This is a genomic window from Lentzea kristufekii (assembly GCF_033949925.1).
Taxonomy (GTDB): Bacteria; Actinomycetota; Actinomycetes; order Mycobacteriales; family Pseudonocardiaceae; genus Lentzea; species Lentzea kristufekii.
The window spans coordinates 258640-273107 of record NZ_JAXAVV010000001.1; the positions used below are offsets into that span (position 1 = coordinate 258640).

The 14468-nt window shown below is 70.0% G+C and carries 10 protein-coding genes; 2 read left to right on the plus strand and 8 right to left on the minus strand.

Annotated features, from left to right (window positions below):
- Positions 1-5: 5 nt before the first annotated feature.
- The 6 genes from SK571_RS01295 to SK571_RS01320 all read right to left on the minus strand — a co-directional run bounded on the left by SK571_RS01295 (position 6) and on the right by SK571_RS01320 (position 8301).
- Positions 6-758 carry an ABC transporter ATP-binding protein gene (locus SK571_RS01295; RefSeq protein WP_319982163.1) on the minus strand — a complete coding sequence of 251 codons (753 nt, stop codon included), beginning with the start codon at positions 756-758 and terminating at the stop codon, positions 6-8.
- A gap of 119 nt (positions 759-877) precedes the next feature.
- Positions 878-3850, minus strand: a complete 2973-nt coding sequence (locus SK571_RS01300) for a helix-turn-helix transcriptional regulator (protein WP_319982164.1) — start codon at positions 3848-3850, stop codon at positions 878-880.
- Between the two features lie 11 nt (positions 3851-3861).
- Complete coding sequence (locus SK571_RS01305) at positions 3862-4017, minus strand: hypothetical protein (RefSeq protein WP_319982165.1); 156 nt, start codon at positions 4015-4017, stop codon at positions 3862-3864.
- A gap of 70 nt (positions 4018-4087) precedes the next feature.
- Complete coding sequence (locus SK571_RS01310) at positions 4088-6922, minus strand: AfsR/SARP family transcriptional regulator (protein WP_319982166.1); 2835 nt, start codon at positions 6920-6922, stop codon at positions 4088-4090.
- 320 nt (positions 6923-7242) lie between these two features.
- Entirely contained in the window at positions 7243-7443 is a 201-nt protein-coding gene (locus tag SK571_RS01315) for a DUF397 domain-containing protein (protein ID WP_319982167.1), read from the minus strand.
- A gap of 12 nt (positions 7444-7455) precedes the next feature.
- Complete coding sequence (locus tag SK571_RS01320; RefSeq protein ID WP_319982168.1) at positions 7456-8301, minus strand: helix-turn-helix domain-containing protein; 846 nt, start codon at positions 8299-8301, stop codon at positions 7456-7458.
- Positions 8302-8465: 164 nt separating this feature from the next.
- Between SK571_RS01320 and SK571_RS01325 the strand changes: the two genes are divergently transcribed.
- Entirely contained in the window at positions 8466-8783 is a 318-nt protein-coding gene (locus SK571_RS01325) for a hypothetical protein (RefSeq protein WP_089917134.1), read from the plus strand.
- A gap of 383 nt (positions 8784-9166) precedes the next feature.
- Positions 9167-11395: a SulP family inorganic anion transporter gene (locus tag SK571_RS01330; RefSeq protein ID WP_319982169.1), complete on the plus strand. Its 2229-nt coding sequence runs from the start codon at positions 9167-9169 to the stop codon at positions 11393-11395.
- A 55-nt stretch (positions 11396-11450) separates the two neighbouring features.
- Here the strand turns inward: SK571_RS01330 and dacB are convergent, their stop codons facing one another.
- Together dacB and gndA are read right to left on the minus strand one after the other, a co-directional pair.
- The gene (gene dacB, locus SK571_RS01335; protein ID WP_319982170.1) at positions 11451-12980 is read right to left on the minus strand and encodes a D-alanyl-D-alanine carboxypeptidase/D-alanyl-D-alanine endopeptidase; all 1530 of its coding nucleotides are present in this window, start codon (positions 12978-12980) and stop codon (positions 11451-11453) included.
- Entirely contained in the window at positions 12977-14407 is a 1431-nt protein-coding gene (gene gndA / locus SK571_RS01340; RefSeq protein ID WP_319982171.1) for an NADP-dependent phosphogluconate dehydrogenase, read from the minus strand. The genes dacB and gndA overlap by 4 nt, the downstream gene beginning before the upstream one ends.
- Positions 14408-14468 lie beyond the last annotated feature (61 nt).

Here is a 14468-nt window from a genome sequence, read left to right on the forward strand (position 1 = left end):
GTAGCTCACGCCCCCAGGTGCGTGAGGGCGTTGACGACGGACTCGGTGGTGGGCTGGTGGATCTCGCCCGCGAGCCGGCCGTCGGCGAGCAGCACCACGCGGTCCGCGTAGCTCGCGGCCACCGGGTCGTGCGTCACCATGATCACGGTCTGGCCCAGCTTGCGGACCGACATGCGCAGGAAGTCGAGTACCTCGGCGCCGCTGCGGGAGTCCAGGTTGCCGGTCGGCTCGTCGGCGAAGATGACCTCGGGACGGGCGACGAGCGCACGGGCGCAGGCCACGCGCTGCTGCTGGCCACCGGACAGCTCGGTCGGGCGGTGCGTCAGGCGGTCGCGCAGGCCGAGCACGTTGACGATCGTGTCGAACCACTCCCGGTCGGGCTTGCGGCCGGCGAGCTCCAGGCCCAGCAGGATGTTCTGCTCGGCGGTCAGCGTCGGCAGCAGGTTGAAGGCCTGGAACACGAAGCCGACGCGGTCGCGGCGCAGCTTGGTCAGGTCCTTGTCGTTCAGCTTGGTGATCTCGGTCTGTCCGATGTGGATCTCGCCGCTGTCCACCGTGTCCAGTCCCGCGAGGCAGTGCATCAGCGTGGACTTGCCGGAACCCGACGGACCCATGATCGCGGTGAAACGCCCGGCCTGGAAGGCGACGTTGATGCCGTCGAGCGCCCGCACCGCGGTGTCACCCTTGCCGTAGACCTTCACCAGGTTGTGGGCCGCCGCGGCGGTCCGGGTGCCGACCTCGGACACCAGTGCAGACATGTGGCTCGCCTTCCTCACAGGGGATGTTCCTTGCTGAGGAAGAAGCTATGAGGAAGCTGAGTACGCGGACATCAACTCCGCGACGCGTTGCGCATCAGCCTGAGGTATGACAACCGGCGCTATTCCAGCAGACCCCGGTCGTACGCGATGGCCACGGCCTCCGCGCGCCGCGACGCCCCCAGCTTGGCCATGATCCGGGAGAGGTGCACGGAAACGGTCTTCTCGCTGATGTAGAGCTCCTCGCCGACCTCGCGGTTCGTCCGTCCCGCGGCCACCAGGCCGAGCACGTCGCGTTCCCGCGGGGTGAAGAGGTCGACGTGGTCGCGCACCGGTTCGTCGGCCCTGAGACTGATGCGGGCCCGCTTGGCGCACGACGCGACGGCCTCGGCGAGCGGCACGGCCTTGAGTCTCGTCGCCACCTCGTCGGCCTGCCGCAGCTGCTCGGCGGCCTCGTCGCGGCGTTCCGCCCCGAGCAACGCCTCCGCGAGCCGCCACCGGCACAGCGCCTGCTCGAACGCGACCCCGTAGCCGAACTCGTCGACGGCCCTGCGCCACTGCTCGGGATCCCCCGAGCCCTCCAGCCGTGACTCCTCGGCGTTGGCACGGGCCAGCCAGGCACGTCCCTCCGGCCCGAGAACGCCCGCGCGCGGCTTGCCGTTCTGCGCGGTCAGCCGCACGTGCTCGGCGAGCTCGTGCCCGGCGGCGACCGCGTTCCTCTCGGCCTCGGCGTCGCGCTTGCGGCGTGCCTTCGCGGCGATCTCCGCGTGCGCGGCGATGCCGATCGCGCCGATCCTGATGCCCGCGAGCATCCACGGACCGCCGAGCTTGCGCGCCCACTCCAGCGCGTCCGTGACGCGTTCGACGGCCAGCTCCGGACGGCCGCGCCACAACGCGAGCTCCGCGCCCGTACCACCGTTGATCAGCGCGATCTGGATGTCGCGGTGCCAGTCGCTGCGCAGCTTCGTGATCATCCGCTCGGACTCGGCCAGGTCACCGCGCGAGACCGTGAGGTGCGTGCTCGCCGACGCGAGCCGCGCCAGCACCGTCGACGACACCGACATGCCGGGCGGTTCGCTGGCCCACGCCGCGTAGTCCCAGTCGCCGATGTAGTAGTGCACCAGCACCTGCAGGATGCGGATCTCCAGCCCGAACATGCTCCAGGTCAGGCCGGTCTCCTTGGCCCTGTCCCCCGCGAGGTTGTAGACGCGCGCCGCCTCGGCCAGTTCGCCGCGGTCGTAGTGCATCATCCCGTAGTAGTACCAAGCCCTCAGCTCGTTGTTGAACGCTCCGACCTCGCGCGCGTGCTGGATCGCGCGCTCGAAGCTGGCCTTGGCCTCCTCCGGCCGGTTCGCGTGGTCGTCGAGGATCGCCAGGGTGCCCAGGCCGTCCGCGATCGCACCCGGCGCGTTCGCCGTCTCGCCGTTCGCGATCGCCAGCTCGGCCGCTTCGCGCGCTTCGTCGTCCTTGCGTTGCTGGCGCAGGGAAGACGCCTTGCCCGCGAACACACGGGCGCGCGTGGGGCTGGGCTCGCGGTCGCGCACGAGCTGGAGCGCTTTCGCGAGGACCAGGAAGTGCTCTTCCTCGTTGCCGTCGAGGATCGACAGCGCCTGCGAGAGCCGCAACCAGATCTCGGCGGCCTCCTCCGGCGTCTGCTCGGCGCTGATCGCCTTGGTGGCGCTGCGGGCGAACGCGACCGCGCGTTCCGGCTGCCCGGCCGTGCCCGCGACCCAGGACGCGCGCCGCAGCAGCACGGACTCGTCCACATCGGACGGACGATCCGCCTCGGCGACGGCGTTCCACAGGTTGAGGGCTTTTTCCAGGTACCGCAACGACTCCGCGGGCGCACCCGCGCGTTCGGCCTCCTTGGACGCCATGATCGAGGCGTTCAGGGCCGTCGGCAGGTCGTGGCTCTCGAAGGCGTGGTGGGCCAGCGCCGCCGCGGCACCGCGCTCCTCCAGGTGCTGGGCCAGGTGGCGGGCGTAGGCGGCGTGCAGCCGGACCCGTTCACCGGGCAGCAGGTCACCGTAGACGGCTTCCCTGACCAGCGCGTGGCGGAAGGCGTAGACCTCGTCGTCGTGCACGACGAGCAGGTGGTGCTGGACCAGCTCGCGCAGCGCCGCGTCGAACGCGAGGTCGGACATGCCCGAGACCTCGTGCAGCCGGTAGTGCCGGACCCGGCGGCCCCGCACGGACGCGACGCGGACGACGTGCTGCGCCTCAGGGCTGAGGCTCTCGACCCGGCTGAGCAGGACGTCGGCGAGCGCGGACGGCAACGACCTGGCGTCGTCACAGGTGGCCACCGCGATGAGTTCCTCGGCGAAGAAGGCGTTGCCCTCGGAGCGTTCCGCCACTTGCCGGAGGACGTCCTGCGGCAGGTCGTCGGACAGGGCCTCGACGAACCGGCGGGCGTCCGCGGCGTTGAACGGCGCGAGATCCAGGCGGTCGACGGCGGGCAGCCGGACCAGCTCGGACAGCAAGGGGCGCAACGGATGGCTGCGGTGCAGGTCGTCGGCGCGATAGGTGCCGACGACCAGCAGGCGCTGGGAACGCAGGCGGGACAACAGGAACGACAGCAGGTACCGGGTGGACGCGTCGGCCCAGTGCAGGTCCTCGACGACGAGCAGCACGCGCTGCTGTTCGGAGAGATCACCGAGGAGCCCGAGCACGGCGTCGAACAGCTGAAGCTGGCCGACGTCCTGCTCCGGCCTGCGTCCCGGGATCAGGCTCGGCGCGATCATGCCCTCGGTGCCGGGCTCGCGTGCGGCCGGCAACGTCAGCTGCGGCAGCAACATCGCGAGCGCGGGCCGGTGCGACACGTCGCTCTTCAACGTGCCCAGCGCCTCCGCGAACGGCAGGTACGGCAGACCGGTCTCGCCCGCGTCGAGGCACCGTCCCATGAGGACGAGGGTGTCGTCGGCGCCGGCGGCCAGCTCGTCGATCAGCCGCGTCTTGCCGACACCGGCGTCACCCGCGAGCAGCACCGCCCCCGCGGTGCCCTCCCCGGCCTTCGCCAACGCGGCACGCAACCGGTCCAGCTCCCGATCGCGCGCGACCAACGGGATTCCGGAACCAAGGCGCGCCACAAGTGGCATGCTGTCACACGTCATGAGCGGGTGCTGCTGTGTTTTGCAGAGGTGCGGTGGATCACCCGGCTCAGCCACGACGGCCCGCGGCCGTTCGACCGCCGCCAGTTGCACACCGCGTTACCGCGCCGGTAGTCGATTTCTGCCTTGATCGCCTCAGGGGTCCATTCGTTCATGGTCCTGAGGTTCGTCCTGAGGCCTCACCTCAGGCATCGGGCGAACGCGCAGTCCTGCCCGCCGAACCCCTTACCCGACCGTCACCGCGCGGGTCCGGGCGAGACGGGCGCGGACGCCGTCGGCCTCAGGCGCGCCGAGCTCGGTGAACAACGCCAGCGCCCGCTGCCAGTGCGCCGCCGCACCGGCCGCGCCCAGCTGCTCGAACACCGCCGCGAGCCGGTCGTGCGCCAGCGCCTGGTGGTACGGCGACACGGCATCGCACGCCACCGCCAACGCGGTACGGGCCGCGGACAGCGCGCCGTCCGTGTCACCGGTCTCCAGCAGAGCCGTGGAGATGTCGACGTGGCAGGCCGCTTCCCCGCACTGCTCGCCGACCTCGTGGTACATCCGCAACGCCACGCGCAGCCACGGCATCGCGTCGTCGAAGCGCTGCGTGCTCAGGTAGAGCAGACCGAGGTGGTGGTGGGCGTTGGCCTCGGCCCACTTCGAGCCCGCGATCCGCGAGATCTCCATGGCCTCGCGGTAGTGCGCCTCGGCCTCGGCGTGCCGGCCCAGGTCGTGCAACGTGCCGGCGACCGTCGTCAGGGCCCGCGCCTGCTGGTGCACGTCCTCCTTGCGGCGCGCCACCTCCAGTGCCCCCTGCTGGGCCTGCAACGCCTCTTCGAAGCGTTCGAACTGCAGCAACGCGACGCCCAGGTTGAACTGCATGACGAACCGGGCGTCGTCGTCGTTCAGGGCGATGGCGGCCTGCAGCGCGGCCTCGGTGAGGCGCAACGAGGTCTCGCGCTCGGTCCGCAGCCACAGGTACCGCGACAACGTGTACGGCAGCTGCCACGCGTGCACGTGCCAGCCGGAGCCCGACGCGAGCTCGGCGGCGGCGATCAGGTTCGCGCGCTCGGCGTCGAACCACGCCGTCGCGTCCGCGGCACCGGAGATCGCGGGCACGTGCACGGGCCGGTGCTCCGGCGCGACCAGGACGCTGCCGCGGTTGATCGGCAGCAGGCCGTCCGCGAGGTCCGCGCAGTGCAGGTAGTAGTCGAGCATCCGGCCCGTCGCGGCACGGCGTTCCGGCTCGGACAGCTCACCGGCCAGCGTCTTGGTGTAGACGCGGACGATGTCGTGCGCGAAGTGCCGGCCGGGTTCGCTGACGGACAGCAGGTTCGCGGCCGTCAACGCGTCCAGCGCGCGCTGGGCCTCCAGCAACGGCACGTCGCCCATCGCCGCGACCACGTGCGGGGTGAGGTCCGCGCCGGGGTGCAGGCCGACGATCGCCAGGAGCCGGGACGGCTCCGCGGGCAACGCACGGCGCGAGGCGTCCAGAGCCGCTCGTACGGTGCCCTCACCGTCCTCCAGGCCGAGCGCGGCCAGACGGCCCTGCTCGTCCTGCAGTTCCTCGACCAGTTCGGCGACGCGCAGGCGGGGGGACACGGCGAGACGGGCCGCGGCGATCCGCAGCGCCAGCGGCAGGCCGTCGCACAGCTCGGCCAGTTCGCGCAGGGCATCGGCCTCGATGTCGGACCGGCCGGCGATGCGGCCCAGCACGTCGACGGCGGCGTCCGGGTCGAGCATGTCCAGCTCGACCAGCTTCGCCTCGACCTGCGCGACGAGCCCCACCAACCGGCGCCGCGACGTCACGACGACGCACGACGGCGCGCCCGGCAGCAGCGGTAACAGGTCGGCCGAGCTGCGGACGTTGTCGAGCATCACGAGCATCCGCCGGTCGGCCAGCAACGTGCGCAGCAACGCGGAGCGTTCGTCGACCGAGACGGGGGTGTCACCGGCCGGCACGCCCAGGGCGCGCAGGAACCGGTTGAGCACCTCGCCGATCTCCAGCGGCTCCCGGTTCGGGTCGTACCCGTGCACGTCGACGTAGAGCTGGCCGTCCGGGAACTCCTCCCGCACGCGATGCGCCCAGTGCAGGGCCAGCGCGGTCTTGCCCACGCCCGCCGGTCCCGTCACCAGCATCACCGGGCCGTCGTGGTCGCGCAGCAGCGCGTCCAGGTAGCCGAGCTCGGCGTCCCGGCCGATCAACGCGACGGGCGCGCGGGGCAGCTGGGCGGGAACCGTCACCGGCGCCGGTTCGGGGGTGGACACGTGCTGCGGCACGCGGACCGGCGCGCGTTCCGGCTCGGGGCTGTCCCCCGCCAGCACGGCCTGGTGCACGCGGCGCAGTTCGGGACCCGGCTCGACGCCGAGTTCCTCGATGAGCACGGCGCGGGCCTCCCGGTAGGCGGCCAGCGCCTCGGCCTGCCGGCCCGCCTGGACCAGTGCCCGCATCAGCAGCCCGTGGCCGCGTTCGCGCAACGGGTGCTCGACGACCACCGAGCTCAGCTGGGAGACCAGTTCCGGGCCCTGCCCGATCGCGAGCCCGAGCTCGGCGCGTTCTTCCAGCACCGCCAGCCGGCGTTCGACGAGACGGCCGCGTTCGACGTCGGCGAAGAGACCGGACACACCGCCCAGCGGCTCGGCGCGGAACAACGCCAGCGCGTCGTCGAGCTCGACCGCGGCTCCGGCCAGGTCACCGGCGGCGCGCATGCGGTTCGCGAGCAGCACTTGACGTTCGAAGACGTCGAGGTCCAGGGCACCGGGCTCGACGCGCATCAGGTAGCCGTCGCCGACCGAGGTCAGCAGCTCGGCGGGAGCCCTCCGGGCACGGGTCGGTTCGAGTGCCCTGCGCAGCCCGGCGACATAGGTCTGGACCAGGTTGACCGCGCTCGAGGGCACGTTGTCACCCCAGACCGCCTCGATGATGTGCCCGCGGCTGACCGGCGTGTTGCGCGCCAGCAGCAGGACCGCGAGGACGGCACGCTGCTTCGCCGCACCGAGATCAACCTCTTGACCTGCGCGAACGACCCGGAGAAGGCCGAGAACCTCGAACCGAAGGGGTTCCTCGCCGTGCGTCACCGATCTGTCCTTCGCCTGTGGGCCACCTGGAGCTTGAAGATCACTTCAGTCGGGCTCCAGTCGTGCTGTAGAAGGCATTCTTACGCTTAGCGTGTCCAACCAACCACAGACGGCGAGATCAACGGAAACCGGAGATCTCGGAGTCGGAGCAGGTTGGACCGGACAGCGGAACACCCGCTGCTCCCCATGATCGACGTGGGTCGGCCGGCGTGCAAGGGGCATCCAGCCCGCGGCGGCGGAACGCCGGCCGACCCACGTCCCCTTACGCGACAAGGCCCTGGCTGGATGATCCAGCCAGGGCCTTGTGCTGTGTCTGTCAATCAGCTGACAAAAGAGCCGGTCTTCGCGGCGGTGAGGAAGGTGTCCCATCCCGCGCCACCGAACTCCAGCCGCGCTCCGTCCGCGTTCTTGCTGTCACGGATGGCAGTGCCGGAGGAGACGAGCGCGATCTCCACGCAATCAGGCCCACCGGCCGAGGATCGGCTGCTCTTGCGCCAACGCAAGCTTTCCACTCTGTTCACTCCCGATCGCAGTCACGCGAGAGTGCGAGCGATCTCCGTGATCAGGGTTGCCGATTCCCGCGGGGTCTGGGCGGAACTCACGAGACGCTCGAACATCTCGGCGTAGGAATGGACGTCCGACTGTTGTTCCAGGTAGACGCCGCTTCTGGTGCTTTCGATGTACACGACGTCGGAGTCGAGCTGCTCGGGAAAGCTCAGGATGACGAACGGGCCGTCCATCGCAGCATGACCACCGGCGCTGAACGGCACGACCTGCATCGTGACGTTCGGCAATGCACCGACTTCGAGAAGACGCGCCATCTGCACGCGCATCACCTCGGCGCCGCCGACGAGCCGGCGCAGGGCGGCCTCGTCGATCACGACGTGCAGGCGCAACGGGTCGTCCTCACTCAGCAGGGCCTGCCTGGCCTTGCGCAACCGGACGCGGCGGTCGATCTCGGCGGCGCGCGCGTCCGGCAGCACCTGGGAGATCAACGCCCTCGTGTACGCCTCACACTGCAGCAGGCCCGGGATCATCAGCCCCTGGTAGGTCCTGATCGAGTCCGCGTCGGCCTCGTACCCCACGTAACGACCGGGCACGATGTCGCCGAACTCGTCCCACCACGCCTTGCGACGGGCTTCCCTCGCCAGCTGGACCAGTTCATCGAGGGTGGCGGCGTCCGCACCGTAGGCGCTGAGCATGTCCCGCACGTCACGCGGGCTCACCCCCACACGACCCGTCTCGATGCGGCTGATCTTGGAGGCCGAGCACTCCAGGCGCTCGCCCACCTCCTCGATCGTCAGCCCGGCCACTTCACGCAGTCGCCTGAGCTCTGTCACGAGCCGGCGCTTGCGCAGGGTCGGGCTGCTGCCCCGCATGACTCCTCCTGGGTGCCATCCACCTTCTGGTCGCTCTCAGTTTGAGAGCAAACCAGCGCGTCGCAAAGAGACGTCATCCATTCGTGTACTGCAACTTGCAGATCGCAGGTTCGGCGCGACAGTCTGCATGGGCTGCTTACGTAAGGACTGGAGCTCTGAGCCTGATGGCCGTCACGGTGTTCAGCCAACTGGACAAGTCGCTGCACTCCCACCTGGCCACACTCACCGATCTCGCCGAACGCGGCGACGACCAGACCGCTCTCGTACTCGCCAGGGTTGAGTTGCCGAGGGTGGTCGCGGTGGTGAAGGCGTTGCTCGACGAGCACCAGCCCGACGAGCACGGCCGGTGCGCGACCTGCAAGCGTGGCTGGTTCTCACGGCGGATGCCCGCACCGTGCCGTGCTTATCTGTCGGCGCAGCTGATCCTGACCGTCGTCGGCCAGGAGACTTCACACGGCAAGCACCTGCGCTCGGTAGGCTGAATTTCGGAACTCGATAGTTCTTCAGTTCCGTCCCGACCTGGGCCGGCTCCGCACCCCCCGACCGGAGCCGGCCCTTCTACGTCATCACCTCGCGTGACGATGCCGGTCAAGATCAACACGGTTGGCTGAAAGATCTGCCACCACAGCGATTCCGGCCTCATCATGGACGTCGACGCAGCCTGATCCGGCCCTCGATGCCTGTGCCGACACGGAGGTGTTCCCGTGCCGACCCCGCATGACCGCGCCGACGAGCTCGATGCCGTCCGGCCGCGCCGCTTGCTGCCCTTAGAGCGCCTCTAGAGCGCACCCTTCGCAGCTCCCCTCCCCCCGGCCCTGTGCATCCGTCGCACAGGGCTGTGCCGTTGTCCAGCAAAGGGAAACCCGTGAACCATCTGACCAGGTCCAACGCCGGCGAGCACACCCCGCACGGTCCTCCGCTGATCCTGAAGCACGACCTGCCCGCGAGCTTCGTGCTGTTCCTCATCTCGATCCCGTTGTCGCTCGGCATCGCGCACGCCACGGGCGCGCCGCTGATGGCGGGCATCATCTCCGCGGTCATCGGCGGCGTGGTCGTCGGCGCGATCAGCGGAGCCCCGTTGCAGATCAGCGGGCCCGGCACCGGGCTCGTGGTCATCGTCGCCGGGCTGGTGACGCAGTTCGGGTGGGCGGCCACCGCGGCGATCACGCTGGCCGCGGGCGTGCTGCAGGTGGCGCTGGGGCTCACCGGGATCAGCCGCGTGGTGATGTCGCTGTCCCCCGCCATCGTGCACGGCATGCTCGCGGGCATCGGCATCTCGATCGCCGCCGGGCAGTTCGTGGTGGTGCTGGGCGGCACGGCGGCGTCGTCCGTGCCCGCGAACCTCGCCCTGCTGCCGGGTGAACTGGCCGGCGCCTCCTCGGGCTCGGTGATCGCCGGTGCGGTGGCGATCGCCGTCCTGCTGCTGTGGCCGCGCGTTCCGCGTGCCTCGCTGGTTCCCGCGCCGCTGGTGGCCGTGGTTCTGGCGACCTCGCTGGCGATCGTGCTGCGCCTCGACGTCGCCCACGTCGACCTGCCGGACAGCCACGCGCTGACGTTCCCGGAGCTGCCGCAGGGCAGCGCCGGCACGGTGGTCATGGCCGTCGTCACGGTCGCGCTGGTGGCGAGCATGGAGTCGTTGCTGTCCGCCGTCGCCACGGACCGGCTGCACGACGGGCCGCGCGCCCGGCTGGACAAGGAACTCGTCGCGCAGGGCACCGGCAACGTGCTGGCGGGCGCGCTGGGCGGGTTCCCGATCAGCGGCGGCCTGGCACGCAGCTCGACGAACGTCGCGGCGGGCGCCAAGACCCGGTACGCCGCGATCTTCCAGGGCCTGTGGATCGCGGTGGCGGTGCTGGCGTTCACCCCCGCCCTGGAGCTGATCCCGTTGTCCGCGCTCGCGGGTGTGCTGTTCGTCGTCGGGCTCAAGCTCGTGTCGCTCAAGAGGATGCGGAACCTGTTGCAGCACGGGGAGTTCGCGGTCTACGCCGCGACCGTCCTCGGCGTCGTCCTCTTCGGACTGCTGGAAGGCGTGGTCGCCGGGCTCGTCATAGCGTTGCTGCGCGCGCTGTACCGGTTGACGCACTGCTCGGTGCGCGTCGAGGGCAACCGGGTCTGCGTGCGGGGATCGCTGGTGTTCCTGGGAGTCGGACGGCTCGTGCGCGAGCTGCGCGGGATGCCGCAGGGCCAGACCGTCGTGCTGGAACTGCACATCGACTACCTGGACCACGCGTCCTACGAGGCGATCAACGACTGGCGCGAGGGCTACGAACGGCTCGGTGGACGGGTGCGGGTCGACGAGGTGCACGACACCTGGTTCGACCGGGCCAACCAGGGCAAACCGGGGCGGCTCAAGACGTTGCCCGGCCCGTTGCCGCGCTGGTTCGCGCCGTGGTCGCACTGGCAGGGCACACCGGACGCCGTCACGTTGCCGGCCCAGCGGGCTTCCTCCACGTCGATTCTGGTCGAAAGCGACCCGATGCTGCGCGGGATGCACGAGTTCGAACGCCGTTCCGCGCCGTTGGTGCGACCGTTCCTGCACGAACTGGCGTTGCGCGGACAGCGTCCCCAGCAGCTGTTCATCACGTGTGCGGACTCCCGCGTGGTGCCGAACCTGATCACCACGTCCGGGCCGGGCGACCTCTTCTGCGTGCGCAACATCGGCAACCTGGTGCCCATGTCGTCCTCCGGCGACAAGTCGGTCGGGGCGGCGGTCGAGTACGCCGTGGAGATCCTCAACGTCAGCACGATCGTCGTGTGTGGACACTCCGACTGCGGTGCGATGAAGGCGTTGGTCAACGGGTCCGCGCCACGCGGATCGCACCTGCACTCGTGGCTGCGCAACGCCGAACCGTCGCTGATCAGGTTCCACGCGCCAACGGCGCCCGGCTGCGCGGAACTGCCGGTGGCGGACCGGCTCTCCGTCGCGAACGTCGCCCAGCAGCTGGACAACCTGCTCGGCTACCCGAGCGTGCGGGAGGCGATCGTGGCGGGCACGCTCACGTTGAAGGGCCTGTACTTCGACATCTCGAACGCCCGCGTGTACCTGGTGGACCCGGACCGCAACGGGCTCGAACCCGTCACGGCGCCGGCGTAGAAGAACGAGGAGCCGCCCCGAAAACGCTCGGGGCGGCTCCACCTGGGACGTTCCGCTAGCAGGTGCCGATCCAGGAGCACTCCACGTCGAAGCGCTCCTGGGCGGGAACCTTCGCGCGGTCCTGCGCCGGGGCCTTGCGCTGCTGCGGCACCGACTGGATCTGCGGCGACACCGAGCCGCCCTCCGAGGCCAGGCGCACGGCGATCCTGTCCTCGATGTTCTTCGGGTTGTTGAAGAGCAGGACGTTGTTCTGCACCACCGAGAACACGAGGTCACGGCCCGCCGCGGTCTTCACGTAGCCCGCCAGGCCGGAGACGCCCGAGAGCGATCCGGTCTTGGCCTTCACGTTGCCCGCGGCCGGGGTGTTCTTCATGCGGTTGACCAGCGTGCCGTCGACACCGGCGACGGGCAGCGAGGCCTGCCACGCGGAGAACCACGGCTTGGTCTTCGCCTTGATCAGCACCGACGTGAGGTCGTCCGGCGAGAACTGGCCGAGCCGGGACATGCCGGAGCCGTCGAAGACCTCGACCGCGTTCGGGTCGACGCCCAGGCCGGACCACTTGGTGCTGAGCTGGTTGACGCCGTTGGTGAACGAGCCACCCGCGGTCTTGACCAGCACCTCGGCCAGCATGTTGTTGCTGTCCTTGAGCAACGGCACGTTGAGCTCGCGAAGCGTCATCGACGTGTCGGTCGCGAGGACGGTGGCACCGGCCGGCGCCTTCTGCCGCTTCACACCGCCGGTGACGGTGATCCCGCTGGCCTGCAACGCCTTCTGGAACACCGACGTGACGAGACCGGTCGGGTCCTTGACCGACGAGAGCCTGGTGGTCTCGACGGAGGTCGACCCGCTGACGATGATCCGGTTCGTGCCGTGCTCGCGTTCCACGAAGAGGCCGGCGTTGCCGGTCGTCGCCGTGGACACGACCTGCACGTGGTCGTTCGCCGGTTCGGTCGTGACGACGGCCGGGGCGCCCGCCGCGGCGCCCGGCTTGACGCGCACGACCACCGTGCCCGCGCTGAACTTCGCGTCCGGCGAGAGCGTGAGTGCCGACGTCTCCGCGCTGTAGGAGAACGGCTCGTCGTCCCACGCCCAGCCCGTGCCGTACGGCTGCGCGTCGAACTTCGTGTCGTCGATGACCAGCGCGCCGTTCACGGTGGTGACGCCACTGGCCTTCAACGTGTCCGCGAGCTGCTGGTAGCGCAGCCGGGACATCGTCGGGTCGCCACCGCCGCGCAGCGCCAGGTCGCCGTTGAGCACCGCCCCGGACTTCGTGCCGCTCGACACGAGCTCGGTCTTCCAGCGGAAGTCCGGGCCCAGCAGGTCCAGCGCCGTCGCCGTGGTGAGCAGCTTCATGTTCGACGCCACCTGGGAACGCCTGCCGCTCTGCCTGGTGTAGATCACTTCGCCGGAGTTGGCGTCCCGCACGACCAGGCCGACGTCCGCGCCCTTGAGCGCGTTGTCGGCCAGGATCGTGTCGAGATCAGCCGTGAGGGCCTCGTTGCCGACCGCCACGGCGCCGCCGCTGGACGTCAGGGACACCCCTGCCGCCACAGCGACGACCGCCCCCAGAACTCGAAATCTCACGCTTCCACCTCTGATCGATCACCCGACCACAACGTGTGGAAGCTACCGGGCCTGTCGGTGCGCCTGTACGTGTGCGCTCCGAAGAAGTCCCTCTGTCCCTGCACGAGCGCGGCGGGCAGTCGCTCGGAGCGAAGTCCGTCGTAGTAGGCCAAAGCGGACACGAAGCCCGGCGTCGGCACGCCGGATTCGACCGCACGGACCACGACCCTGCGCCAGGCGGCCTCGGCGTTCTGCACCGCGTCGCGGAAGTACTCGTCCACCAGAAGAGACGCGATGTTCGCGTTCGCGTCGTACGCCTCGCGGATGCGGTTGAGGAACTGCGCGCGGATGATGCAGCCGCCACGCCAGATCGTCGCCATCGCACCGAGGTCGATGTTCCAGTCGAAGTTCTTCGACGCCTCGCGCATCATGTCGAAGCCCTGCGCGTACGCGACGACCTTCGACGCGTAGAGCGCCTGGCGCACGTCGTCGACCAGTTCGGCGTCCGGCTTCGCGACGACCTCGCTGGCACCGAACGCGTCCCGCACGGCCTTGCGCTGGTCGGTGTGGCCGCTCAGGCTGCGGGCGAAGACGGCCTCGGCGATGCCGGTGACCGGGACGCCCAGTTCCAGCGCCTCCTGCACGGTCCAGCGGCCGGTGCCCTTCTGCTCCGCCGCGTCCTCGATGACCTGGACGAGCGGCGTGCCGTTCGCGTCGACGTGCTTGAGGACCTCGGCGGTGATCTCGACCAGGTACGACTCCAGGTCGCCCGAGTTCCACTGCGTGAAGACCTCGGAGATCTCCGCCGGCGTCTGCCCGCCGATGCGGCTCAGCAGGTCGTACGCCTCGGCGATCAACTGCATGTCGGCGTACTCGATGCCGTTGTGGACCATCTTCACGAAGTGCCCGGCGCCGTCCGGCCCGACGTGCACGCAGCACGGCTGACCGTCCACCTTGGCCGCGATCTCCTCGAAGACCGGGCCGACGTGCTTGTACGACTCGGCCGGACCGCCCGGCATGATGCTGGGGCCGTTGAGCGCGCCCTCCTCGCCACCGGAGATGCCGGCGCCAACGAAGAGCAGCCCCTTCTCCTTCAGGGCGGCCTCACGGCGGCGCGTGTCGTTGAAGTGGGCGTTGCCGCCGTCGATGACCATGTCGCCGGGCTCCAGGAGCCCGCTCAGCTCGTCGATGACGGCGTCGGTCGGGCCACCCGCCTTGACCATGATGATGATCTGGCGCGGCGTCTGCAGGCTGTCCACCAGGTCCTGCAACGTCTCGGCGCCGACGAAGTCGCCCTCGTGGCCGTGCTCGTCGAGCAGGGCCTTCATCTTCGCGGGCGTCCGGTTGTGCACGGCCACCTTGAAGCCGTGGCGCGCGAGGTTGCGCGCGAGGTTGCTTCCCATGGTGGCGAGACCGGTGACCGCGATACGTGCTTTGCCTTCCGTCATAGCGGACAGCCTGCCGTGTTCTCCCCGGTTTCGCGAGACGTCACAGGGTGTTCTCAGACTT